The 24,007-nt window shown below is 62.8% G+C and carries 25 protein-coding genes and 1 pseudogene; 17 read left to right on the top strand and 9 right to left on the bottom strand.

The features are described from left to right. Positions 1-8 precede the first annotated feature (8 nt). From ACDC66_RS00270 to ACDC66_RS00285, 4 genes are all read left to right on the top strand, one after another. The gene (locus tag ACDC66_RS00270) at positions 9-296 is read left to right on the top strand and encodes a HigA family addiction module antitoxin (protein ID WP_376695135.1); all 288 of its coding nucleotides are present in this window, start codon (positions 9-11) and stop codon (positions 294-296) included. A 90-nt stretch (positions 297-386) separates the two neighbouring features. Further along, a complete protein-coding gene (locus ACDC66_RS00275) occupies positions 387-2,549 on the top strand; it encodes a S46 family peptidase (protein ID WP_376694670.1) in 2,163 nt (720 codons plus the stop codon). Positions 2,550-2,883: 334 nt separating this feature from the next. Continuing rightward, the gene (locus ACDC66_RS00280; protein WP_376694671.1) at positions 2,884-4,008 is read left to right on the top strand and encodes a Fic family protein; all 1,125 of its coding nucleotides are present in this window, start codon (positions 2,884-2,886) and stop codon (positions 4,006-4,008) included. Positions 4,009-4,027: 19 nt separating this feature from the next. Further along, positions 4,028-4,264 (top strand): MazG-like family protein, encoded by a 237-nt coding sequence (locus tag ACDC66_RS00285; protein ID WP_376694672.1) that lies wholly within the window; start codon positions 4,028-4,030, stop codon positions 4,262-4,264. Between the two features lie 21 nt (positions 4,265-4,285). Here the strand turns inward: ACDC66_RS00285 and ACDC66_RS00290 are convergent, their stop codons facing one another. Next, positions 4,286-5,188, bottom strand: coding sequence for an alpha/beta hydrolase fold domain-containing protein (locus ACDC66_RS00290; RefSeq protein WP_376694673.1), 903 nt, complete (start codon positions 5,186-5,188; stop codon positions 4,286-4,288). A gap of 129 nt (positions 5,189-5,317) precedes the next feature. Here ACDC66_RS00290 and ACDC66_RS00295 point away from each other — a divergent pair, with 129 nt between their 5' ends. The 7 genes and pseudogenes from ACDC66_RS00295 to ACDC66_RS00325 form a co-directional block, all read left to right on the top strand. After that, the gene (locus ACDC66_RS00295; protein WP_376694674.1) at positions 5,318-5,704 is read left to right on the top strand and encodes an HIT family protein; all 387 of its coding nucleotides are present in this window, start codon (positions 5,318-5,320) and stop codon (positions 5,702-5,704) included. A 48-nt stretch (positions 5,705-5,752) separates the two neighbouring features. Further along, positions 5,753-7,045 (top strand): protein NO VEIN domain-containing protein, encoded by a 1,293-nt coding sequence (locus ACDC66_RS00300; protein ID WP_376694675.1) that lies wholly within the window; start codon positions 5,753-5,755, stop codon positions 7,043-7,045. Positions 7,046-7,632: 587 nt separating this feature from the next. Beyond that, complete coding sequence (locus ACDC66_RS00305; protein WP_376694676.1) at positions 7,633-7,833, top strand: ribbon-helix-helix domain-containing protein; 201 nt, start codon at positions 7,633-7,635, stop codon at positions 7,831-7,833. Further along, complete coding sequence (locus tag ACDC66_RS00310; protein WP_376694677.1) at positions 7,826-8,995, top strand: DNA cytosine methyltransferase; 1,170 nt, start codon at positions 7,826-7,828, stop codon at positions 8,993-8,995. The genes ACDC66_RS00305 and ACDC66_RS00310 overlap by 8 nt, the downstream gene beginning before the upstream one ends. After that, complete coding sequence (locus ACDC66_RS00315) at positions 8,996-9,934, top strand: DUF4928 family protein (RefSeq protein ID WP_376694678.1); 939 nt, start codon at positions 8,996-8,998, stop codon at positions 9,932-9,934. Next, on the top strand, positions 9,931-10,335 hold the full coding sequence (locus tag ACDC66_RS00320; RefSeq protein ID WP_376694679.1) for a very short patch repair endonuclease: 405 nt from the start codon (positions 9,931-9,933) through the stop codon (positions 10,333-10,335). The genes ACDC66_RS00315 and ACDC66_RS00320 overlap by 4 nt, the downstream gene beginning before the upstream one ends. A 141-nt stretch (positions 10,336-10,476) precedes the next feature. Next, positions 10,477-10,656 (top strand): annotated as a pseudogene (locus ACDC66_RS00325) (Smr/MutS family protein); the annotation flags it as partial. Positions 10,657-10,738: 82 nt separating this feature from the next. Here the strand turns inward: ACDC66_RS00325 and ACDC66_RS00330 are convergent. Beyond that, the gene (locus ACDC66_RS00330) at positions 10,739-11,440 is read right to left on the bottom strand and encodes an SIMPL domain-containing protein (protein WP_376694680.1); all 702 of its coding nucleotides are present in this window, start codon (positions 11,438-11,440) and stop codon (positions 10,739-10,741) included. 153 nt (positions 11,441-11,593) lie between these two features. Here ACDC66_RS00330 and ACDC66_RS00335 point away from each other — a divergent pair, with 153 nt between their 5' ends. Genes ACDC66_RS00335 through ACDC66_RS00345 form a run of 3 tightly spaced genes read left to right on the top strand, consistent with a single transcriptional unit; the run spans position 11,594 to position 12,568 of the window. Further along, on the top strand, positions 11,594-11,788 hold the full coding sequence (locus tag ACDC66_RS00335) for a FitA-like ribbon-helix-helix domain-containing protein (RefSeq protein WP_376694681.1): 195 nt from the start codon (positions 11,594-11,596) through the stop codon (positions 11,786-11,788). Between the two features lies 1 nt (position 11,789). Continuing rightward, complete coding sequence (locus ACDC66_RS00340; protein WP_376694682.1) at positions 11,790-12,287, top strand: 3'-5' exonuclease; 498 nt, start codon at positions 11,790-11,792, stop codon at positions 12,285-12,287. Between the two features lie 26 nt (positions 12,288-12,313). Next, positions 12,314-12,568 carry a Smr/MutS family protein gene (locus ACDC66_RS00345; RefSeq protein WP_376694683.1) on the top strand — a complete coding sequence of 85 codons (255 nt, stop codon included), beginning with the start codon at positions 12,314-12,316 and terminating at the stop codon, positions 12,566-12,568. Positions 12,569-12,597: 29 nt separating this feature from the next. On the opposite strand, the gene ACDC66_RS00350 is transcribed toward ACDC66_RS00345, so the two are convergent. Further along, complete coding sequence (locus ACDC66_RS00350) at positions 12,598-13,875, bottom strand: ATP-binding protein (RefSeq protein WP_376694684.1); 1,278 nt, start codon at positions 13,873-13,875, stop codon at positions 12,598-12,600. 270 nt (positions 13,876-14,145) lie between these two features. Between ACDC66_RS00350 and ACDC66_RS00355 the strand changes: the two genes are divergently transcribed. Genes ACDC66_RS00355 through ACDC66_RS00365 form a run of 3 tightly spaced genes read left to right on the top strand, consistent with a single transcriptional unit; the run spans position 14,146 to position 15,621 of the window. Beyond that, complete coding sequence (locus ACDC66_RS00355) at positions 14,146-14,397, top strand: type II toxin-antitoxin system Phd/YefM family antitoxin (protein WP_376694685.1); 252 nt, start codon at positions 14,146-14,148, stop codon at positions 14,395-14,397. Further along, positions 14,394-14,648 (top strand): Txe/YoeB family addiction module toxin, encoded by a 255-nt coding sequence (locus ACDC66_RS00360; RefSeq protein ID WP_376694686.1) that lies wholly within the window; start codon positions 14,394-14,396, stop codon positions 14,646-14,648. Before ACDC66_RS00355 ends, ACDC66_RS00360 begins: the two co-directional genes overlap by 4 nt. A gap of 22 nt (positions 14,649-14,670) precedes the next feature. Next, positions 14,671-15,621 carry an MBL fold metallo-hydrolase gene (locus ACDC66_RS00365; RefSeq protein ID WP_376694687.1) on the top strand — a complete coding sequence of 317 codons (951 nt, stop codon included), beginning with the start codon at positions 14,671-14,673 and terminating at the stop codon, positions 15,619-15,621. A gap of 13 nt (positions 15,622-15,634) precedes the next feature. Here ACDC66_RS00365 and ACDC66_RS00370 read toward each other — a convergent pair whose 3' ends face one another. The 6 genes from ACDC66_RS00370 to ACDC66_RS00395 form a co-directional block, all read right to left on the bottom strand. After that, positions 15,635-17,323: a hypothetical protein gene (locus ACDC66_RS00370; protein ID WP_376694688.1), complete on the bottom strand. Its 1,689-nt coding sequence runs from the start codon at positions 17,321-17,323 to the stop codon at positions 15,635-15,637. Beyond that, positions 17,320-19,383 (bottom strand): TIR domain-containing protein, encoded by a 2,064-nt coding sequence (locus tag ACDC66_RS00375; protein ID WP_376694689.1) that lies wholly within the window; start codon positions 19,381-19,383, stop codon positions 17,320-17,322. The genes ACDC66_RS00370 and ACDC66_RS00375 overlap by 4 nt, the downstream gene beginning before the upstream one ends. A gap of 14 nt (positions 19,384-19,397) precedes the next feature. Next, positions 19,398-19,847, bottom strand: a complete 450-nt coding sequence (locus tag ACDC66_RS00380; RefSeq protein ID WP_376694690.1) for a hypothetical protein — start codon at positions 19,845-19,847, stop codon at positions 19,398-19,400. A gap of 139 nt (positions 19,848-19,986) precedes the next feature. Beyond that, complete coding sequence (locus ACDC66_RS00385) at positions 19,987-21,990, bottom strand: hypothetical protein (protein WP_376694691.1); 2,004 nt, start codon at positions 21,988-21,990, stop codon at positions 19,987-19,989. Then, positions 21,987-22,892 carry a serine/threonine-protein kinase gene (locus ACDC66_RS00390; RefSeq protein ID WP_376694692.1) on the bottom strand — a complete coding sequence of 302 codons (906 nt, stop codon included), beginning with the start codon at positions 22,890-22,892 and terminating at the stop codon, positions 21,987-21,989. Before ACDC66_RS00390 ends, ACDC66_RS00385 begins: the two co-directional genes overlap by 4 nt. 89 nt (positions 22,893-22,981) lie before the next feature. Continuing rightward, positions 22,982-23,977 carry a hypothetical protein gene (locus tag ACDC66_RS00395; protein WP_376694693.1) on the bottom strand — a complete coding sequence of 332 codons (996 nt, stop codon included), beginning with the start codon at positions 23,975-23,977 and terminating at the stop codon, positions 22,982-22,984. Between the last annotated feature and the right edge of the window lie 30 nt (positions 23,978-24,007).

Genomic DNA, 24,007 nt, shown 5'->3' on the forward strand with positions numbered 1-24,007 from the left:
AAAATGGCATGCGTCCGGTCCATCCCGGCGAGATCCTGCGCGAAGATTATCTCGTCCCTCTGGAGATGAGTGCTAATGCGTTGTCGAAGGCGCTGCGAGTTCCCGCCCCGCGCATCAACGATATCGTTCGTGAGCGCCGCGGCATTACCGCTGACACTGCTATGCGCCTGGCCCGTTATTTCGGTGGCGATGCGCGTTCGTGGCTCAACCTTCAGACCAGTTACGAGCTTCGCAAGGCCGAAATCGAGAACGCCCGGCGAATCGAGAGCGAGATTCAGCCTGCGGCCCGCGCCTGAGCCGACGCCCCGCCGATTTCGGGTAGCATGGCCCGTTTCGACTGAACGGGCGGCGCCAGTTCCGCCGCCCCTGGAAACGGAGCACGCTCGATGAAGTACGCAACGATCGCCCTGGCCGCCTTGCTGATGTTGGCCAGTCACGCCTCCGCCAAGGAAGGCATGTGGACGCCCGACCAGCTGCCGCTGATCGCCGAGGACCTGCGCGAGACGGGCCTGGAGCTCGACCCCGAAAGCCTCAACGAGCTGACCGCCTTCCCCATGGGTGCGGTCGCCTCCCTGGGCGGCTGCACGGCCAGTTTCGTCTCGCCCGAGGGCCTGGTGATCACCAATCACCACTGCGCGCGCGGGTCGATCCAGTTCAATTCCACCGAGGAAAAGAACTACCTGGAAGAGGGCTTCCTGGCCGAGGACCCGGCCGACGAGCTGCCCGCCGCACCGGGTACGCGCGTGTACGTCACCGTCGCGGTCGAGAACGTGACCGATCGCATGCGCGAAGACATCAGTGCCGACATGGAAGGCCAGGCCGTCCACGACACCATCGACATGCGCCGCAAGGAAATCATCGCCGAGTGCGAACAGCAGCCGGGCCATCGCTGCCAGGTGGCCAGCTTCCACGGCGGGCTCGAATACAAGCTGATCGACCGCCTGGAAATCCGCGACGTGCGCCTGGCCTACGCCCCGGCCGACAACATCGGCCGCTACGGTGGCGACGAGGACAACTGGATGTGGCCGCGCCACACCGGTGATTTCGCCTTCTACCGCGCTTATGTCGGCCCGGACGGTGAGCCCGCGGCGCATTCCGAAGACAACGTGCCGTTCGAACCCGAGCACCACCTGAAAGTCTCCGCCGCCGGCCTCGACGACGGTGATTTCGTGATGGCCGCCGGCTACCCCGGCTCCACCCGGCGCTACGCGCGCATGCACGAGGTGATCAACACCTTCGAGTGGCGCTACCCCAAGACCATCGACATGCTCGACGACTGGATCGCGACCATCGAGGAAGCCGCCCCGGAAGGCTCGGACGCCCGCATCAAATACGAGAGCCTGCTCGCCGGCCTGAACAACTACCACAAGAACCTCGGCGGCCAGATCGAAGGCGCCCGAAGGGTCGGCCTGGTCGAGCGCCGCCGCGAGCGCGAGGAAGCCCTCGACGCCTGGATCGAGACCGAGGCCGCGGGCCGCGGCTACACGGAAACACTCGAGAAGCTCGACGCCCTGAGCGAGGAATCGGCCCAGTCCGCGCGCGAGGACTGGTACTACGACAACGCCACGCGATCGAGCCTGCTCTCGGCCGCGCAACGGCTCTACCGCCTGGCCAATGAACGCAAAAAGCCCGACGCCGAGCGCGAGTCCGGCTACCAGGAACGCGACATGTCTTTCTTCAAGCAGGGCATGCAGGCGATCGAACGCCGCTTCGACCCGGCCGTCGACAAGGCCGTGTGGCTGCATTTCCTCGAGCAGTACATGAACGCACCCGAGACCGCACGCGTGGCCGCACTGGACGAAGCCCTCGACCTGCCCGAAACCTGGGACGAGGAACAAGTCGCCCGGTCCCTCGACCGCTTCTACGAACAAACCGAACTGGATGACGTCGAGCGCCGCCTGGCCCTGATGGAAGCCGACCTGGCAGAACTCGAAGACAGCACGGACCCCTTCATCCAGCTCGCCGCCGCGCTCTACGACCACCAGATGGCGCAAGAGGCCGAGTCCGAAGACCGCGTCGGGCGCATGCAGATCCTGCGGCCGGACTACATGGAAGCGATTATCAATTGGCAGGAAGACCAGGGTTATGCTGCCTACCCGGACGCCAACTCCACCCTGCGCGTCACCTACGGCACCGTGCTGGGCGGCTCGCCCAAGGACGGCCTGGTCTACGAGCCCTTCACCACCCTCGAAGGCATCCTGGAAAAGAACACCGGCGAGGCCCCCTTCAACGCCCCCGAGCGCCAGCTCGAGCTGATCCGCCAGGGCGACTACGGCCCCTACGAACTCGAGAGCATCGACTCGGTGCCGGTCAACTTCCTTTCCGACCTGGATTCGACCGGCGGCAACTCCGGCTCGGCCACGCTTAATGCCCGGGGCGAACTGGTCGGCCTGCTGTTCGACGGCACCATCGAGTCAGTCAACTCCGACTGGGACTTCGACCCCCGCACCACCCGCACCATCCACGTCGACACCCGCTACATGCTGTGGGTGATGGACAAGGTCGATGGTGCCGGGGCCCTGATCGAGGAAATGGAGCTCGTGGAATAACAGCGCGCCTGCGTTTCGGGATGCCAGCGTCTTTTCCCTGAGTCGTCCCGGCCCCGGATCAAGTCCGGGGCAGGCTCTTGAGCCGGGACCCCGCACGTCCGGATCCGGCACGGCCCTGGCTGACGCGGCGGCCAGACGATCAGGACCGGTCGGGATACGCTCCACAGTTCAAGTCACGCTTTACTATGGGTGCCAAGCTGGCCCATGTTAAAGGGATGATTTACTATGTAGCCAAATTCAGTCCATGGTAAAGCGCCGAGAAAGCATGGCCAGTCAATCCCACTCAGCCCGGGCGGGTCGCTATGTTCGCCAACCGAGCGGATATCGAGCCTTCATGCCCTCGCCGTTACCCCCTGACCCGCCCGTGACGCTGGATGGAAAGCTCCACACGCTGCTGTCAGATGCGGACCGAGCCTTAGGCCGGCTGGATGGTTCGATTCAGACCCTGCCCAATCCAGACCTCTTTGTGGCTATGTACGTGCGCAAGGAGGCGGTGCTTTCGAGCCAGATCGAGGGGACCCAAAGTTCTCTGCAGGATGTTCTGAGAGCCGAAGCGCAGATGCTCTCGCCCGAAGCCCCCGACGACGTTGACGAGATTTTTAATTACATTCATGCCATGCGGCATGGTCTGGAGCGCCTGACATCGCTGCCCGTCTCAGTTCGCCTGATCCGCGAAATCCACGCCGAACTGTTGCGAGGTGGGCGCGGCCAAAATCTCACCCCGGGCGAGCTGAGGACATCCCAGAACTGGATTGGCCCTTCAGGCTGCACCCTGCGCGAAGCGACTTTCGTGCCCCCGCCACCCACCGAACTGCTGCGGCTGCTCGGCGAGCTCGAAACCTTTCTCCACCAGGACCAACAGCTTCCAGTCTTGATCAACATTGGGCTAGCCCATGCACAGTTCGAAACCATCCATCCGTTTCTTGACGGCAATGGCCGCGTCGGCCGCCTGCTGATCACCTTCCTGCTGTGCGAAAAGACGATCCTGAGCCGTCCGGTCCTCTACCTGTCCTGGTACTTCAAGGCTCACCGTCACGACTACTATGATCACCTGCAGGCGGTGCGTGATCGAGGCGATTGGGAGGGATGGCTGGCATTCTTCCTGCGCGGCGTATTCGCCGTCAGTCAGCAGGCCAGTGAGACGGCCGGCCGCATCCTGCGATTGCGCGAGGCTCATCGGCAGGCCATCACCGACCACCTGGCCGGCAGCGCGGCCAATGGCCACCGAACGCTCGAACATCTCTATGAGCAACCCATTGTGACCGTCAAGCAGGTGCAAGACTGGATAGGCACAACCTACCCGGCGGCCAACAATCTGGTTAGCCGAATGACCGATCTTGGCATCCTGCATGAAATGACCGGCTACAAACGTAACCGCCGCTTCCTGTATCGGGATTACCTGCAGTTGTTTCACGATGAGCATGAACCCAATCTTGGGCTTGGAGACACAGCCGAATAATGCCTGGACGAGGTGCAAATTGAACCAGGACAACCAGCAACATAAAACCGGCGAATGGCTTGAACTGGCCGAATTCAAACAACAATTCCGCCAATTCGTCACCGACATCCAAATCTACCTGGCCGCTATCTCCGACCGCTTAGGGATAGACATCGGCCCGGCGGTGGCCGAGAAGATGAAGCTCAATGCCGAGAAGTACCCGGCCGATCTGGCGCGGGGAACGTCACTGAAATACAGCAAGCTGAGACAGCCCTGAACCAATGGCCCCGGCCAGCCCTCACTCCCCGTCCACCTGGCGCCCTGCCATGTCATGCAGAAAGGCAATGGCGCTTCGCATCGCGCCGGCACGGGTGAGAAACGAAGTGACGTGCCCGCGCAGGCGCATCCGGTAGAGTTCGGCGTGCACGTCGTGTTCGAGCAGCGCCTCGTACAACACCCGGGCGTGCTCGTAGGGCACCGTTAGATCCAGCGTGCCGTGAAAGAGAAAAAACGGCGGCGCATCGGCATGCACGTGCGCAATCGGCGAGGCCGCCCGGTAGGATTGCGGCGCTTCGTCCTGCTTGGCCCCCATGAGCTGCCGGAGCAGCTTGCCGCCGGAGAACAGGCCGAAATCCGACGGAATGCCGCCCACCACCACCGCAAAATAGCCCTCGTCATCCGGCCCGTATTCGGCATTGAGCGATGAGTCCGTGCCGGCGACCAGCCCGGCCAGCGCCACCAGGTGCGCGCCGGAGGAAAACCCCAGCCCGCCAATCCGGTCGGCATCAATCCGCAGCCGCGAGGCCTCCTCCCGCATCCAGCGATGCGCGATCTGCACATCATGGAGCTGGGCCGGAAAGCGATACTCGGGTGCGAAGCGATAGTCGATATTGACCGCCACGAAACCGCGATCGGCCAGCCGGCGAGAGATGCTCGTCATATCATCCCGGCTGCGCCGCTCCCAGCCGCCGCCGTGGACCACCAACACCGCCGGCCAGGCCACCCGCTCGCCATCCGGAATATAGACATCCGCATACAGCGCCTGCGGCCAGTCCGGCGGCGAAAAACGCTGATCGGCCAGCACCACATGGCCCTTCTGCGGCAACGAAATGTCACGCCCGGGGTCGTTTAGATGACGCGCGCAGCCGACCAGGACCAGGCAAGCCAGCAGCACCACCGTGAAGACAATCGAATTGGTCATGAACAGCATCATGGCCACACCCGAGTGACGTTGCCATCAATGCGTTTGACTGAGAGCACCCGGAATTCGAACTGAACCGGCTAGGTCTGCTGGCTTGTTGGCAACCGTTCAACCAGGGATACTGACCGTATGGATGACGGAGACTGCCCCTTCTGCCAGCCGGATCCTGACCAGGTGTTCCACGAAGACGAGCACGTGCTCGCCCTTTGGGATCGCTACCCCGTCAGCCCGGGCCACGCCCTACTCGTCCCACGCCGGCACGTCGCCGGCTGGTTCGAGGCATCGCCGGCCGAGCAACTGGCGGTGGTCGCGGCGCTTCCCGTAGTGCGAGAGATGATCGAACGCGTGCATCAGCCCAATGGCTGGAACATCGGCATCAACGTCGGTCGGGCGGCTGGCCAAACAATTTTCCATTTGCACGTTCACCTGATCCCGCGTTACAAGGGTGATCAGGAGGATCCAAGAGGTGGGGTACGCCACGTGATGCCCGACAAGGCCAAGTACTGGGGGAGCTGATCGACTATGGGCCTGCTGGACTACGAGCGCCGGTTCTCGAATTTGCGCATGAATAGCAATGGCGGCAGTCGAGGGGGTGGCGGGGGCGGCCACCGCAGCCCGCACAAGGTGGCCATGCTATTGGCGGTGATCGACGGTATTCAGTCCGGTGAGATCGTCGACAACCGCATCTTCTTCAGCCAGGCACTGCGCGCTCGATTCAAGACGCATCTTGAAACGCTGGCAGGAGAGACAGACCGCAATAACCCTCATCTGCCCTTCTTCCACCTCCGTAGTGAGGGCTTCTGGCACCACCAGACCAAGCCGGGTGGCCGCGCCGAGTACGCTTCCCTCAGCACTGTAAGCGGCCCGGGCGTGATTGAGCGTTGCATTCACTACGCATACCTTGATGACGAGCTTTTCGAGTTGCTCGGCAATTCGCTCGTCGCGGAGCTGCTCCAGCAAGCCCTACTCACCAATCTCGACGACGCCCGACGCGAGGAACTCCTGCGCTCGGCCGGGGGCTGGGACTGGCTCGAGTGCGAACTCGTCGTCCAGGACTACCTGGCAATGCTCAACCAGGATATTCGAGGCGAGCCGTACAAAAAGGCAGAGCACAGAAAGCGGCTACGGACCAGGCTTAACAATCGCAGTGAAGGTTCGATCGAGTACAAGCACCAGAACATCAGCGCTGTCCTTCTCGAGCTAGGTCTTCCATACGTTCCTGGCTACAAGCCAGCCTTCAACTACCAGCAGCAGCTCAAGCAGGCCGTGCTCGCGCACATCGCTCGTGATCCCGCGGAATTCGACGAACTCACCCAGGGCGCAGAAGCTGAACCAGCGCCACCCAATCCGGAGAAGGTCAACTGGTCGAGCGTGTTCGACCCCGACCCGCCCGAGCGTCTGACGGACTACAAGCGGCCGGATCGTCGTTACCTTGGCCGCAAGATCGATTTCGCCACGCGAGAACGCCTGAATCGCGCCCTGGGCGAAAGCGGCGAACAGTTTGCGCTGGAATTCGAGCGCTATCGGCTCACTCAGAGCGGTCGCCCGGACCTCGCCGAAGAAGTGAAGTGGTCTAGCCGGGACGAAGGCGACGGACTCGGATTCGACATCCGCTCATTCGATCCAGACTACGAGAAGGAGCTGTTCGTCGAAGTAAAAACCACCAACTCCGGCAAATACCAGCCATTCCTAATCAGCGAGAACGAAAGGGCATTTTCAAACGACCAGGCCGGCAGCTACCGCCTGTATCGAATCTACGAATTTCACCGTCAACCCCGGCTGTTCATGCTGAGCGGGGCTCTCGAGCAGCACGCAACCCTGCTGCCGCAGCAATACAGGGCAGTATTCGGCTACTAGCTACCGAGATACGGAGTCCGCGCATCTGGGCGCATTTGCGGGACTAGTAGCAAACGCTCCGAGTTAGAATCGGGTAAATGAACAGAAGCCACAAACCCTTCCAGGGAGAGTGAGCGGACCCAAGCGCTGCACGAATTTCTACTGGCACATTGGAATCAAGACCTTCGCTGCAAACGGTCGTCCACCGTCTAAACGCAGCTGACCTCTCAACATCCGTTGGTTCAATCTGGGGGATCCCGCAGGTGTGTCGGTTGTCTGAGAGGGACAACGTAGAAGATTCTCACAATATGAGAAATCAAGAATCTAAGGTGGCGACAGAAACGTTTGATCGCTAGGAATGGCGTATGTCCTCTACGCTGTTCCTATTGGTCAAGCCTATTAATGCTTTAGTCCGTCCAAGGTGAGCTAAGACCCAGCGAGACTGCCTGGATTCAGCTGCCCACGGAGCCGGAACGAGGCGCTTCATCAGACCTTGACTACATAAGGGCGCCATATGGGTCATCGGCACTTGACGGCGCTCGGTACCCGGCCTATGGTGCATCAAAGTGCTGCACCAATGCGCACCTATGCACTCGAGGGTCAGGGCTATGACTTCCAAGTACCGCATCACAGTGAACTTGTCGGAAGACGAGTACCAAGAACTTGCACAACTGGCCGCTGAATGCGCCGCTTCTCGGGCGTGGATCTGTCGGCGAGCTATCAAGGATCTTCTCGATTGCCAGCGGAAGGTCCAACCGGCATTACCGCTAGATGCCCCATATTCAGTGAGGAAAGCGAGCAATGACTGACACGAATCAGCACGATCGCCGAAGATATTTAGAGTTTTTTGCGGGGGGCGGCATGGCGCGCTCCGGACTGGGCGCAAATTGGCACTGCGTATTCGCCAATGACATTGATCCCAAGAAAGCGAAGTCCTATACGGAAAACTGGGGCGGTGACCACCTAAGAGTCGGGGATATCCGCGAGATCAGTGTCGCCGAGCTCCCGACTGCAGACCTCGCGTGGGCCTCCTTCCCATGCCAGGATCTTTCACTGGCAGGTGGGGGAGCCGGGTTGAGAGGCGATCGATCAGGGACGTTTTGGCCGTTCTGGCACCTCATGAAACAATTGATAGAAGAGGAGCGGGCCCCCTCGGTGATCGCGCTCGAAAATGTCTGCGGTACCCTCACGTCTCACCAAGGGCAAGACTTTGCTGCCATTTGTGAAACGTATCACACGGCAGGCTATAGAGTCGGCGCTGTGGTCATTGATGCAGCTCGCTTTGTTCCACAGTCTCGACCTCGTCTCTTCGTGATCGGCGTCAAGTCGGATATTCAAATTCCACAGTCGCATTGTCGAAATAAACCGGATCCCGAATGGCACTCGCGAGGAGTCCTCACAGCTTACGATAGGCTGCCTCAACGTCTGAAAGAGTCATGGGTATGGTGGCACCTTCCGTGCCCGAGTGCGCGACAGCACAAATTTGCAGACCTTATCGAAGAAGAACCGACGGGCGTAGAATGGCACACAGTGGAGGAGACGAAGCGCTTACTGGCGATGATGACGGACGTAAACCTTGCCAAGGTGCGGGAAGCTGAGCGAGCCGGAACCCGAAAGGTTGGTGCGGTCTATAAGCGAACTCGGCAAGACGAGGATGGCTACAAAGTGCAGCGAGCCGAAGTGCGCTTTGATGACATCGCAGGATGCTTGCGGACACCGGCTGGCGGTTCGAGTCGGCAACTAATACTTGTGGTGGATGGCCCAAAGATTAGGTCGCGCCTGATATCTACACGAGAGGCAGCGAGATTAATGGGTCTACCCGACTCGTACTGGCTGCCAGAAAAATACAACGAAACATATCACCTCCTTGGTGATGGTGTGGTAGTTCCAGTTGTTCGCCACCTTGCGGCGAATTTAATTGAACCGATTCTCATGTCAGTCCATAAAACAGATGAGCAGGAAGCTGCTTAAATGCCAGGTGATGATCTAAAGTCGGCCCTATATACGTTTGCGAAGAAGGAAAAATTCAGAGGTAAGGGGCCGCTGTCTATTGCGTTGGTGATCACACAGCACGCTAAGAAAAATGGCCTGCCGTTGGATCCCGAAACACTTGTTACTGATGGTGGTGGTCAGGTGCGGGGGCTTGGTAAAAATGCAGTTCAGTCTGTTCTAGAACGCCATGGAGAATATCGAGTGCTGGCTTCGGAAGGCGGTCGGACCAGCCGTGGCAGCCTGGGAAAAATGCGGGCATATGTCGCCTTCCTAAACACGCTGGAAGAGAAGATCGCTTTGGATTTGGACATCGTTGAAGATTTCTGGATTAAGCAGGTTAAGGAGTTCTTTGCTGGGCATCCGTTCAAGATTAAGCTGGATTCATCGCGTGGGCTTCGCACAGTTGTTCACCACGTTATCGATCAAGCCGTTGAGCGCCAAAAAGAATCCGGCGGGACATACTACGCTGGTGCGGTGCTGCAGCATATGGTGGGTGCAAAGTTGGACTGTGCCCTTGGAGAAGGAAACTTCCAGCACAACAGTTTCGCGACGGCGGACGCGCCAGGCGGAAGGGCTGGGGACTTTGTCGTTGGCGATGTTGCAATCCACGTTACGACCTCGCCGGGTGAAGCGGTAATCGGTCGCTGCAACGACAACCTAAACGATGGATATCAACCGGTACTCGTAACCATGGACCGCGGGTTGCTAGTTGCCCAAGAGCTGGCGAAACAGAGGGGTATTGATGATCGGATCGACATATTTGAGATTGAGCAGTTTGTCGCGCTCAATCTCTATGAGATAGGTAGGTTTGACGGCGATGGAAGGCGGACAGCTGTGATGGATCTTGTGAAGCGTTACAACGAGATCATCGAGGAGTTTGAGACCGATCCAAGTATTAAGATTGAATTGAAGCGATGACTGAGGCCGCGCAACACCGCAGCCGAGTTATGCGAGCTGTAAAAAGTAAGGATACGGAGCCCGAAATGGCAGTGCGGCGGCTGGTGTATCGAATGGGTTATCGGTACAGGCTTCACCGCAAGGATCTTCCAGGCAATCCCGATCTGGTGTTTGGGTCGCGCAAGAAGGTCATATTTGTGCACGGATGCTTCTGGCATGGCCACGATTGCAAACGTGGAAGCCGGATGCCGAAGAGTAACCGCAATTATTGGGAGCAAAAGATTTCCCGGAATCAGGAGAGGGATCGAGAGCACCTAAAGGCGCTTAAAGCTGGAGGCTGGCGCGCTCTAGTTCTGTGGGAGTGTGAATTAAAGGAGAACGGGGAAATTGAACGTCGGTTGAGCGAGTTTTTGGAGCACTGACGAGAGGCCCCAATTGAAACTGTGAAAAAGCCACCCTTTCCGACCAGTAGGCGTTTAACGTCACGCCGGTGTACACGCTCGAGTTCTGCGCGGTCTCGCCACTAAAGCAATAAGCTGCCAGAATCTCGCCGTCAGGAAGTGCTACACGAAGCGGTGGACAAGCGCATCAAGGAGGTCGAGATCATCCCCGGCCGCGGCTCGGGGCAGCTCAAGAAGCGCGTGCTCAAGTTTCTGGAACGCCCGGATATCAAGGCGCTCTACCATCGTGTCGACAAGGACTCGAAAAATCTGGGGCGCTTGTTCGTGCACTTCCGGTTCTGATGGCATCGAGGCGCACGGCTGCAGACGCATGGCCATGCGGGGAAGGATCAGCGAGTCACCCTCGGCGGAGTCGTTCCCGAACCTATTGCAGTATGTACTCGATGGTTGTCACCACCCGCACCAGCTTGACTTCGGGCGTCGACGGGTCGCGCTCGTTGATCGAGAAAAAGCCCTGGCGGGCCGAGCGGATGGCGCCGACTGCCGCGTCGGAGTCGGCGGCGAACTGGGCTGCGGCCGCGCGCGCGTCGGCGGTGGCTTCGGCGATCATTTCGGGCTTGATGGCCTCCAGGCCGGTGAACAGGAACTGTACCGACTGGCCCCAGTTGGGCGTGAGCACCACGCCCTGGCTGATCAGCTCGGCGGCTTCTTCCAGCGCCGTGCGCATGGCCTCGACGCGGGTGGTGCGCAGGGTGACGCCGCGCTCGGCCATGTAGCGGTTTTCCGGCCGCTGCTCCCCGTAGGCGTGGATCCACTGGTCGGTGATGCGCGGTGGCGTGCGGCTGATCTCGTCCTCGTCGAAGCCGCGCAGCTTGAGATAGGCAATGACCGCTTCGTCGGCGGCGTCCATGGCGCTGCGGATCTCCTCGAGCGTTGTGCCCGAGAGCTGGAACTGGATCGGCCAGATGGCCAGGTCGGCCGTCACTTCGCGCTCGGCCAGGCCCTTGACCTCCACGTAGCGATCGCTGATGCGAAAGTCGCGTATCGCTCCGCCCAGAACGACGGCAGCCACGATCAAACCCAGGGACAGCAGTCCCGCGGAAATCCAGCTTTGCCGGTCGTTCATGTCAGTTTTCGCCGCAATTGATCAGGGGGGTCAATTTAGCCCAGAAACCGGCCGCTGTCGCGCTGGAGATGAATCGACGTTTCAGCGGAAACGTGTACTTCGCGTGGGACTGCCGTGTATGCATCTTGCAGCTGGTGCTCTCATAATGGCTACATGAGCAAATTGATCGCCGTTCGCAACGTGCCGGATCAAGCCAGGAATGAACTAGCTGCCCGAGCCGCCCGGCAGGGGCAGTCTGTGCAGGACTTCCTGCGGGCCGATTTGATTGCACTTGCGGATCGGCCCAACAATCGAAGCCTGATGCAAACCGGCCCCGATGAACCCTGGGCCGGGGTCTTGGTGGCCTAACATGCGTTTTGCCGCCATCGATTTCGAAACTGCCAACCGCGGCGCCGACAGTGCATGCGCGGTGGGTGTGGTGATGGCCGAAGATGGCCGTATCGTTCATCGCGAGAACCACCTCATCTGTCCGCCGCCCGGCGAGTTCGTGTTTACCTATATCCACGGTCTCGGCTGGGACGATGTCTGCGATGCACCCGATTTCGGCCAGGTCTGGTCTAGGCTCAACCCGATGCTAGAGGAGGTCGATTTCCTGGCCGCCCACAACGCGCCTTTCGACCGCAGGGTGCTGCACGCTTGCTGCGACAGCCATGGCCTGTGTTTGCCGGAAGCGCCCTTCGAATGCACCGTGGCCCTGGCACGCCGGGTGTGGGGTATCTATCCCACCAAGTTGCCCGATGTCTGCCGCCATCTCGGCATCCCCTTGAACCACCATGACGCCGCATCCGACGCCGACGCCTGCGCCCGTATCGTGCTGGCTGCCGAAGAAGCTGGCTGGCGCCCGTAGGCGTCCGGATCATTGGCTTCCAGCACATGGCCAAGCTAAAACTCGACCTCCACGACATCTACGACCGCGGCAACGCCATCGACCAGGAACTCGAGCGGGTGATCCACGAGGCGGTGGACAAGCGCATCAAGGAGGTTGAGATCATCCCCGGCCGCGGTTCCGGGCAGCTCAAGAAGCGGGTGCTGAAGTTCCTGGAGCGCCCGGACATCAAGCAGCTCTATCACCGCATCGACAAGGATTCGAAGAATCCGGGACGTTTGTTCGTGCATTTCCGGTTCTGAACGATGCCAGCGTGTTTGACGCGCTCATCTTATGCGGTGAGCAAGGCAGCCGGAATCACTCCGATACCGTCCTTGCGCCGGTAGGCTTCGGGTCCGGTGTGGATCACCACTGCATCGAGCAAGTCATCTCCAATCCGGTCCTTCAGCCAAAGTAGGTGCTTGACGTCTTCGTCGCTCACGGTTCGGCTGAGCTTGACTTCGATTGCCAATACCTTTCGGTCTGCACGCTCGATGATGAGGTCGATTTCGCGCTGGCCGCCGTGCAGGCGCAGGTGTCTCACATGGGCCTCGCTCGCCTGGGCGTAGACGCGGAGGCTGAGCGTTACCAGCGATTCGAACAGCCGACCCAGCAATGATCCGCCGCGGGCCACTCGTGGTCCCCTTTCGCTGCCTTCGAGCAGCGCGGCGGCATCCAGGCCGAGCAGGCGAGCGGCCAGTGCCGGGTCGGCAAGATGATGTTTTGGAGACTGCGCCAGCCGATGGAGTTCGTTCTGTGTGGGCAGCCAGGCCGGGACTGGATCGAGAATCCACAGCCTTGCCAGGGCATCATGCCAGGGCTGGGTCGTGGTTTTTGCCGGCTTGTCGCCCTCTCCGCTCGTTGCCGCATCGCGTATCGCCTCGAAGCTGGCCGAGGTTGCCGTCGCGGCGGCGTAAGCGATCAACCAGCGTCTCAGTGCGTCGGGCCGGCGTACGGTCAGACCCTGTTCCTGGAAGTCTCGCTCGATGATTCGGTGCAGGTAGCCGTCGAGCTGGGCGCGCAACCCGCGGCCCGAGTAATCGCGAAGACCGGGCAGACCGGATTGGACGATTTCATCGACATACTCCTTCAGCCCCGTTTCGCACTTTCCATCGAGCCCGGGCCGCTCACCGAGCAACAATTCACCCAGACTGACTGTCGGCCGTGTCAGGTTGCGCTCGGCAAGCGACAAGGGTCGCATCCGTACCGTGACGATGCGGCCTGCGCCGGAATGGGTGGGCGCGTCGGCCGGGCTGGCCGAGCCGGTCAGCAGAAATTTTGATGGCGGACAGCCGGCATCGACTGCGCGGCGGACGATGTCCCAGATGGCTGGCACTCGCTGCCATTCGTCAATTAGAAGCGGTGGGTCGCCGGACAGTACCCGCGAAGGGTCGGCCTCAACGATCGTGCGCTGGGCCGGATCATCGAGTTGATGGATCGTCTCGGCGCGACGTCGGGCGGTTTCTGTCTTGCCAACGCCCTTGGGGCCCTCCAGTGAGATGGCGGGCAGCTGGGGCAGCAATTCGTCGAGCTCCCCGTCGACGATTCGTTTGAGATATTGCGTACTCAAGGACGGTCGGCCTCGGTCCGGTGCCAAAGTTTGTGCGTGACGGCTGGATGCACTTGGCAGCATCTACACTACCGTTTCGCAATTTCATACACTACCATTTCGCAGCGCGATACACTACCGTTTCTCGTATTGTTATCACCCGCCTCAATAAGGACTCGAAGAATCCGGGGCGCTTGTTTGTGTATTTCCGGTTCTGACGGGCGCCGGGGCCGCCCATGCGAGCGGTAATCAGCCGTTGACGTACAGATTGTTGTACATTAAAATTCCGGCATGTCTACGATCAGCTATACCGATCTGCGTCGCCGTCTGGCCAGCGCCATGGACCAGGTCAACGAAGACCACGCGCCGCTGTACATCACCCGCCAGAAGGGCAAGGGGGCCGTCATGCTTTCGGCGGATGACTACGCCTCGATCGAGGAAACGCTTTACCTGATGTCCAGCCCGCGCAACGCGGCACGGTTGACCGAAGCGATTGAGGGTTTGCGGCGAGGCGAGGCTGAGGCGCGTGAACTGATCGAGTGAAGATCTGTTTTCATGCCAACGCCTGGGCCGATTACCTCTACTGGCAGAAGGCCGATCCGAAAAAGCTCAAGCGCATCAACGAACTGATCCGCGCCATCCAGCGCGACCCCTTCCAGGGTATTGGCAAGCCAGAGCCGTTGAGAGGGAACTGGTCGGGCTTCTGGTCCCGCCGGATCGATCGCGTACACCGGCTGGTCTACGCGGTTGAAGGCGACAAGCTGTTTGTCGCCCAGTGTCGGTTTCACTATTGATAGCCGATGGTAGGCTTGCCGCATGAGCGACATACACACCATCGATACGCACTACCTCGATCGCCCCGAAGTGGCGGCTGCCTATCTGATCGTCGAAGGCGATCGCGCGGCCTTTGTCGACAACAACACCAATGCGGCGGTGCCGCGGCTGCTGGCCGCGCTCGACGAACAGGGGCTTTCGCCTGAGCACGTCGAGTACCTGATCATCACGCATGTGCATCTCGATCATGCCGGCGGGACGTCCAAACTGGCCAAGGCCTGCCCGAACGCCACCGTGCTGGCCCACCCGCGCGCCGCACCCCACGTGATCGATCCGTCCAAGCTGGTTGCCAGCGCCTCGGCGGTTTACGGAGAAGACGAGTTCGAGCGCCTTTACGGAACCATTGAACCGGTGGCCGAGGAGCGCGTGCGCGTGATGGATGATGAGGAGACCCTGCGTTTCGGCAACCGCGAGCTGCGCTTCCTGCACACTCGCGGCCACGCCAATCATCATTTCTGCATCGCCGACAGCGCCTCGGGCGCGATCTTTGCCGGCGATGCCTTCGGGCTGGCCTACCCGGCCCTTCAGGGTGAGGGCACCTTCGCGTTTCCGTCGACCAGCCCGACGGATTTCGAACCCGAGCTGGCGCGCGAGTCGATCCGCCGGCTGGTGGATGAACAACCGAGCTGCATCTACTTGACGCACTTCGGCGCGGTGACCGATATCGAGGAAGCGGCCGGGCAGTTGACGCGCCACCTGGATTTTGCCGAGAGAGTGCGCGACGACGCCGAGGCCAGCGACCTGCCCGACGAGGCGCTGGAAGCGTATTGCCGCCCGCGCCTGTATGACTATGTCGCCGGCCTGCTCGATGGCCGGGGCAACCTCGGCCGCAACGCCAGCGTCTGGTCGCACCTGAAGCTCGATCTCGACATCAACGCCCAGGGCATCGCGTTTGCCGCCAATAAGCGCCGGCGCAAGGCCCGCGGCGCCTAGGTCTGCCCGCGCCTTACAGCTTCCCCGGCTCCAGCGGCCGCTCGCGGTGCACCAGGATCCACTCGGCGTGTTCGTCCAGGGCGGCTTCGCCGAGGGCGCGCAGCAGATCCCGTTTCTCGGCCGCGGTCTTGCAGCGCGACAGGCGGAAACAGGCCATGCGGTAGATGTCGAGCATGTAGCTGTACTGCTTGAGCAGTTCCTTCTCGGCCACCTTGTGGGCGTAGGCTTCGCGCACGGCGGCGAGCAGCGGCAGCATGCCCATGGCGGCGACCATGCCGGTGACAGCCACGTCGTCGAGCTGATGCTGCAGCAGGGCCAGCACGACGGTGATGACGATACCGGCCCACAGGGTGAGGGCCACCAGCCGGCTGGTCTGGGTGACGTGGCGGCGGTGGCTGCGACAGCGGTTCTCGAAGTAACCGAGCTGGCCGGTGCCGCCGGGCTGCCCGATCCAGTGTTCGATGACGCTGTCGACATCGGCGGCGCGCCGGCGCATGTAATCTTCGGGCGCGCCGGCAAAACGCATGACGTTGCGGATCCAGCCGATCTCGACATCCTGTTTCTGCAGGAAATTGTCGTAGGCGAAGTCGTTTCGCAGCTGGCCCGATACCCCGCCCAGGCGCCAGTAGAACTGCACGCGCAATCCCTCCGCCAGCGCCCGGTAGTCGAGGAACTTGCGATGCCACTGCAACCTGGAGACAAGGCGGTAGAGCGCGAAGCCGACGAAGAACAGCACGAGGAAGGCCGCGATCATCGAGGGGTGGTCGAGATCGGCGTAGGCGATGAAGGAAAGGCCCATTAGCGCGGCCAGCACGTAGAGCACCCGCAGGGCGACGCGATAGCGCCACGCGTAGCGGCCGGCCAGGTGGTCGGCCAGGGTGAAGTACTCGGCCGTGCGCGCCAGGTCGGGCTGCCCGGCCAGCCCGTCGTTCCAGCCGGGCAGTACATCGGCGATTGAAGGCGCGTCGCTAACCCGCGCGACGTCGCGGTTGAACTCCCCGGTGCGCTTGATCATGCGGTTCAGGCTGGCCGGGATGTCCTCGACCGCCATGCGCTCGGGGTCGGCGACCAGCCAGCGCGCGGTGCCGGGCTGCAGTCCGGCGGCCGGTGACCCGTGCCCGCGGTCGCGCGAGCACACGATGTGGTAGACGAGATCGGTGTCGTCCTTGGCCAGGCCGCGGCGCTCGGACGGGTTCAGCCCAAGCTGCGCCATGTCGCCGAACTGGTGGTACTCGACGACTTCGGCCGTGCCGCCGCTGTGCCGGGCGGGTTTGCCGTCCCAGATGGCGATCAGGATCTGGCAATGGTCGGAACTGTAGATGCCCGCCTTGGCATAGGCCTGGTCGCGCTTGCGCTCGGCGTTCCCGCGCGCGGCCCTCATCTCGACCACCATGGCCCCGGCCAGCAACTCGCGAAACGCTTTTCTCGAATCGTGGTCGCTAAAATCCTCTTCGTAGACGTCAACCGGTAGCGGCAGGGGCACGAGCAGCTCGATGTCGCGCTCGCGCGCCACTTCCGCGGCGATGCGGTCGCCACCTTCGGCAAGCGGCGTGACCAGGCGCAGCGGCGTGTCGGGATAGCGGGCCTCGAGCAGGTCGAACAGCTCGCGCAACCGCCGCCTGATGGCGGGAATTTCTTCCTCGACCAGGTCGCGGTGCCCGGTCACACCCAGCGACAGCGGGACCTTGTGATCACTGTTCATCGGCGTAGCGCCAGGGTTCGCAGCGCCCGGTATTCGGGCGAGCTGAAACCGGCCTCCTCGACCTGTTCGTCGAGCTCGTCGGCCGCGTCGTGATGGCCGCCCAAACGCGCCAGCAGGGCCGCCAGGTGCCAATGGGCCTGGTGTTGGCGCGGATGAGCGGCCAGCTGTTCCAGGGCGGCCTGGGCGGTGTCGCCGCCGGCGAGCTGCTGCAGGACGGCCAGTTCGTAGTAGTGACGGGCGGTGATATGGTCCTCGCGCGCAGTTTCCAGGTTGGCGCGCGCCAGCGGCATGACACGATCCAGGTAGTCGCCGGCGGTGGCCGGGTCGCCCTCGAGCAAGGCGACGGTCGCCAGGTTTCGTCCCGCCGACACGGCCACGCCCGCCCACAAGGAGTTGTCCGGGTTGCCGGCGGCAATGGCCAGCAGTTGTTCGAACGCGGCCTTGCCCCCGCCCAGTGCGTCGACCATCACCACGCCGATATTCCCGGAATGTTCCGGGGCAAATCGGCGCAGCAGTGCCATTCGGCTGCGCGCGCCGAGCCAGTGAACCCGCCATTCCAGATTCTCCGGATCACCTTCGGCCAGGGTGTTGTACCGGGCGATGGCGCGCGACTGGGCCTCGATCGCCGCGGCAACGCGGCCCAGGGCGAACTCGGCCCGCGATTGCCGGCTCCACGCTTCGGCCTCGATGCGCCTGTGGAAGGGGTGCCTGGTTTGCTCGGTGACTTCGGCGTGGGCTTGCGCGGCCGCACGGCGGTATTCAGCCGCGCCCTTCCAGTCGAAACGGGCTTCGCGCACGGCGGCCCGCCAGGAATCGTTGGCGGCCATCTCGAAGCGCAGTTCGGGGTTGTCCGGGCTGCCTTCGGCCAGCGAATCGAAGATCACGCCGGCCTCGGTGAAGGCCGTTTCGGCCGCCTCCAGGTCGCCCTGGTCGAGGGCCAGCGTGCCGAGATTGGACATGGCATAGGCTTCTTCCAGGCGATAGTCGGGGTTGTCGGGCGCTAGCGCCACGAGTTCGCTGGCGCTTTGCGCGTAGCGTTCCCACAACGGCCGCGCGCGATTGAACTGCAGCGCCTGGTAGTGGCTCGAGCCCAGCCAGAACTCCGCCTGCGCACGCTCGAAAAGCACTTCCGCATCGCCGGCTTTGCGCTTGGCCAGCGCCTCGAACTGCGCCAGCGAGGTAGCGAAGGCGCGCTGGGCGGCAGCGTGCTGTCCCTGCTGCAGACGGACTTCCCCGATCTGGCGCAGTGCCAGGGCCTGCTTTTCCAAAGCGTGGTGGTTGATTTCCTTCGGCGGCAGGGCGGCGAAGTAGGCTTCGGCCTTCTCGCCGACGGCGTCGAGCACGTCCAGGCGGCCGACCTCGCGCAGGCGCGTGCGCAGGTCGCCCAGCATGAAACCGATCAGGTCCTCGGCCTGGGCGCGGCGCACCTGCGCAAGGTCGCGCTGCTGGACGGCGTAAATGGCGGTCAGTGTGGTGATCATGGCCACCAGGGACGCGACGGCGGCCAGTCCCATTGCGCGCCGGTAGCGGCGCTGCGCATCGCGGCGCTTGATGACGTCGAAACCGACCCCGAGCAGGCCGGCGATGACCTTGAGCATGCCGTCGCGCGGCCCATCGGCGCCCGGCCGCAGGTCGCCGGCGATGGGCTCGAAGCCCGCCGCGCCCTCGCTGCGCAGGGCCGGTGGAAAACACTCGTGTTCGTCTCCGCTGTTGGGTTCGCCCTCGATGATCAGCGGGAACACCCGCCGCCGGCCGTGGGCGGCAACAAAAACCCGGATTTCCTGCTCGACCCATTTCGACCTGGCCGCCGCCGGCGTGCAAAGCACGATCAGCGCGCCGGAGTCGCATAATGCCGCTTCCAGGCTGTGACGCAGGTCGCCCGAACTGGCCAGATCGTCGCGGTCGCGAAACACGGGGCGCAGCCGTTCGCCGACGACCTGCCCCCCGACCTTCAGCCCGCGTAAGGCCGCGGGCACCCGGAATGACTCGATTCGTCGGTGTACCCTGCGCGCGTGCCGTTCGTCGGCGTGCCCGTAGCTCAGGTAGGCCCAGTACGCCACAGGGCGCTCCGCTGTTATTCGCGGATGTCGTAAATCCGGGGATCGAGCTTCACGCGCTTGCCGTCCTTGTTTTCCAGCGTGACGGTGTAGCCGTCGTAGCTGCCGTAATGGCCGGTCGGAACGTTGGAAGCGTTGATGGTCAGCTTGTCGGTGGGGGTCAGGTCGACGTCGGGCGCCGGGGCGAACGCAACCCCCGGGATCCCCTCGCTGCTGAGGTTCCACTGGACGATCTTGAAGTTTTCCCGGGTCGTGTCCTTGACCTTGATTTCCCAGGAGCCGGATTCTTGTGCCAGCGCGACTTCGCCGGCCGGGCCGTCGTCGTCGCCGACCGGCTCGGGCGTGATCTTTCCGTTCCTGAACCCGTAGCCACCCGTGAACATGTAGTAGTAACCGGCCGGGTGCGTCGGCTCGAAGTTGAGCGGTTGATCCTTCCTGATGTTGGCCTTGATCTTGATTTTCGGCATGCTGGCAACCTCTCGGAATTACCGATTTTTGTGACGTGCGTCACACGTCAGTGCCGAATATAGCACTTGCTTGTTCCGTAGGGAATCGTATCGGGCTAACTACTTGCCCGAGCGGGACGGATTGGTGGCGCCAAGCCGGCTAGTCCGGGGAATGCCTTGACGGGGTTCTTGCCGCTTGCTTCGTGGCGTCCGCGCGATTGGCCTGGTGTAGCTGGTTAAGCCGCTGGATGAAGGCGTTGGCGTCGCTATCGGTCTGGGTGTCGAAGCCGACCACGGTGACGGTACAGGTCAGGGTGTAGTCGGCCTCGCCGACACGGAAGGGCGGGTCGGCCAGCACTTCGAGCAGGCGTTGGCTGAAAATCCCGGCGCCTTCTTCCCCGGTCATGGGCAGGATGATGAAGGGCACGGCGCGTTGTGATTTCTCCAGCGAGCCGACCAGGTCGAGTTCTTCGCGTGCCAGGCGGACGATGCGGTCATAGAGTTCGGGCAGCAGTTCCGGGATGTCGTCCTTGCGCGGCCGGCGCGAGGCGCCGTCTTCGGTGGGGACCAGCCATTCGACCAGCAGCTTGATGGCCGAAAACGGGTTGCCGTAGCGATGGGCGCTCTTGACCTCGTGCTTGAGAAAGCGGGCGGTGTTGCTCACGCTCAGTACCGAGCGCGGGATTTCGGTTGGCTTTTTCGGCTCGGCGACCTTGTCGCTGGACTTCTGCGCCCGGCGATGCGCGAGCTCCATTTCGAGCTGCCTGGCGGCCTCCGGTGCCAGGCCGCCTTCGCTCATGCGTTCGATCAGTTCCTTTTGCACGCGCCCGAGCTGCTCTGACAGGCTGCCGGGTTGAGTCGGTTTACCCGCCCGGGCGGGGCTCAGCGCCAGCTTGCGGCTGATGCGCTCGAAATAGTCGGTAAAGGCGCTCGACAGTTGCTGGTCATCACCGACGCCGCCGCGGCGAAGCTCGCTGGCGAGCACGACCAGGCGCGTGGCTTCTGCGGGGTCTTCGCGGATCTGCCGGACGATCTCGTCGACGTCCATCCCGACCTCTTCGGCGCCGCCCTCCAGGGCCCGCACCAGGTGCTCGCCGCGCAGCTCGTTGGACAGTTCGTGCACGAGATCGGTGTACTTGTCGAGCGGCATGCCCTCCTTCATCAGGCCTGTCTTGAGGCGCGGCAGCAGGCGCTTGAGGTCGCCCGCGTCGGGCAGCATGCGGTTGACGATCTGTGCCATGCGCTGGACCGAGAAGTTGCCGCCGCGGTACTCCTCGCACACCAGGCCGACCAGTGTGGAGTAGGTCAGTTCGTCGACCTCGCTGATTACCTCGTTGCCGGCTTCCATGATTTGATCGACGTCCTGCCGGGCCGATACGGCCTTGTGCAGGCGTTGCCGGAGCGCAGTCATGGCGGTGAACAATTCCTCTTGCGAAAAGCTCGCCGCGTCGCCGCCGCCGAATTCGACCTCGCGGGCCAGTTTCTGGAGGTGCTCGACCAGCCTGGCGCGCTGTTCCGGATCGGCGTCCGCCGAGGCCTCGAGCTGCTCGGCCGCGGCGTCCGGGTCGCCGGCCAGGCCGCTGAGAGAAAAGAAGGAATCGAGCTGGTTGAGCACGCGTTCGCCGGCGCTCGACAGGCGCGCGTGGGGCTTGTTCTCGTGGATGGCGTCGCCCTGGTCGACGCCCTGGTCAGTACTGCTGACCACCTTCTGTTCAGAGGTGACCTTGCGATAGACGATGTGGTTGAACAGGATGGCCCCGCTCTGGCGCTGGCGCAGGTCGGCCTCGGCGGCATCTAGCGATGGGTAGTCGGTCAGCGTCGAAAGCACCGACACCAGCGCCCGCGCGTCGGCGGCAGTCAGCCCAGCGCTGAAGCTGATCGACTCCAGCCCCATCTCGTTGAAGGAGTCCATCAGGCGCCGCGGATTGAAGCGCGTGCCCACCGGGTGCTTTTCAAGGTAGAGGCTGCCGCGGTCGAGGATCAGCGACAGCGACGGGTCCTTGATCAGGGCCTTGGAGAGCGTGTCGTGGAAGATCTCCAGCGCCCGCTCGGTGGTGGGGTGGTCCATGCTGAAGCCGCAGGCGTTCATGAACGCCGAGTTGAGCTGGCGGGCAATCAGTTCGGCGGTGCGGGCGTCGAGGTTATGGGTGCCGGACTGGCTCATGGTGCGACCTTTTGCTGTTGCGACTGGGCCCAGCGCTGGATCGCCTGGCCGAATGCGCGTGCGGTGACAAAGCGTTTGGCGGGATCGGTGGCGGTGGCCCTGGCGATGATGGCCTCCATGCCTTCGTCGATCCAGGGCGAGCAGGCCGAGGGCTGCTCGAGGAAAAAGGACTCGGGCTGCCGGATCTTGCGCCTGAGCGTTTCCTTGCCGGACTCGTTGCGGATCGGCAGGCTGCCGGCGAGGGCCTCGAACAGGATGACGCCCATGGCGTAGATGTCGGTGCGCCGGTCGGTGTCCCGGGCGGCCGCCTGCTCGGGCGAGAGGTAGCGCGGGGTGCCGACGATCAGGCCGCGAGCGTAGAACTCGATCTGCTGCGTCTTGGCGATGCCGAAGTCGGCGATCTGGGCGCGGCCGCTGCGGTTGTCGACGAGAATGTTGGCCGGCTTGATGTCCTGGTGCACCACGCCTTCTTCGTGGGCGAACTCCAGGCCCTCGAGCACTTCGCCGACCAGCCGGATGGTGTGGCGCAGCGGCAGGATCCGGCGCGCGGGCACGGGGTGGCGCCTGAGCTTGGCGAGGATGCGCGCGAGGTCCTGGCCGTCGACCAGCTGCATGACCTGGAAAAAATAATCCTCGTCTTCGCCGCTTTCGAAAATGGTGATGATGTTGGGGTGGTCCAGGACCGCGATGGTCTCGGCCTCGTCGCGGAACTGCTGGCGGGCGGAGTCGCTTCGCGCGATCGTCCTGGGCAGCAGCTTGATCGCTACCTGGCGCTTGAGCGACTTCTGGTAGCCCACGAACACCGCCCCCATCGCGCCGCGGCCGAGCTCGCGCACGACGACGAAGTTGCCGAAGCTTCGCCCGATGACGCTGGTGTAGTCGTGAGTGTGGATTTCGCCCAAGAAACTCGCCCCCGCAGCGGGTTTGTCGCCTGCATATTACCCCAGCGATTTTGAGAATCAAATCACGCCCTGAGACCGTTCATGTGCCTTCAACTACGGCCAGGCGGGGTTTCCTCCTTGTCTTCGTCGCTCAACCACGCGGGCAAGTCGGGCGAACGGGCCACCATGGTCGGCGGTTCCTCGTCGTCGGGCGCCATCACCACCGTCCCTCCATCGCGGGAAGGCGCGCCCCGTGCCCGGTGCTTGCCGGGGTTGGCGCCAGCCTGTTCGGGGTGGCCGAGGTATCGGGCCAGCCGCGTGCGCCGGCGAATCAGCAGGCCGATCATCAGCACGATGACGCCGCTGGCGCCGAGAATGACGGCGGCCTGGTTGTCTAGGGGCGCCTGCATCACCCCCCGGGTCCATTGCAACACCAGGCTGGTGTCGGCAATCGAGACCGGGTGGATCGGACCGGTCGCCGAACGGCCGCGGGCGTCCAGAATGATCGCCCCTGGATTGCCTTGCTGTGCGAGCGCGACGAAGTCCAGCATTTCATCGTCTCGCAGCAGGCTGGTGACGACGCTGACGGTCAGGCGCAGCAGCAGCACGCCCGTATCGCCGGGCATGCGCTGGGCCATGACCAGGTTCTCCGCCGGTGTCCCCGGCTGGAGAACGCGAATGTCGGCGCGCTCGTTGCGTATGGCCTCGATGACCATCTCCGTGGTCCCAAGGTCGAGGCCAATGTATTCACCCACGGCGATCTCGTTGATGTCCGCGGGCAGGAGGCGGATGTCGAGAATACTGACCACGCCGCGCTCCCGAAGCGCGGCGCGCAGTCTGTCGTTCGAGCCGGTTCGCACGGCATCGACCACGCTGGCGTCACGCAGGTCGGTCTGGATTTCGTCCAGCGCGTCCGCGATGCGGTCGGCCTGCCGCGAAGCCGCGCGATCGGAGCGCTCCAGTTCGAGCTGCGCGGAGAGATTCAGGTAGACGGCGAGTGCGCCGATCACGACGGCGAACAACCCCACGGCGACGGCGAGCAGGCTGCCCAGCCGCAGCAGGTCGGCGATCGAGTCCCGCGTCAGGTACGCCTGGCGCGTCTTCATGTGATAGCCATCACGAAACAGAAGCCCCTC

Origin of the sequence: Wenzhouxiangella psychrophila (assembly GCF_042310375.1) — a bacterium.
Lineage (GTDB): Bacteria > Pseudomonadota > Gammaproteobacteria > Xanthomonadales > Wenzhouxiangellaceae > Wenzhouxiangella.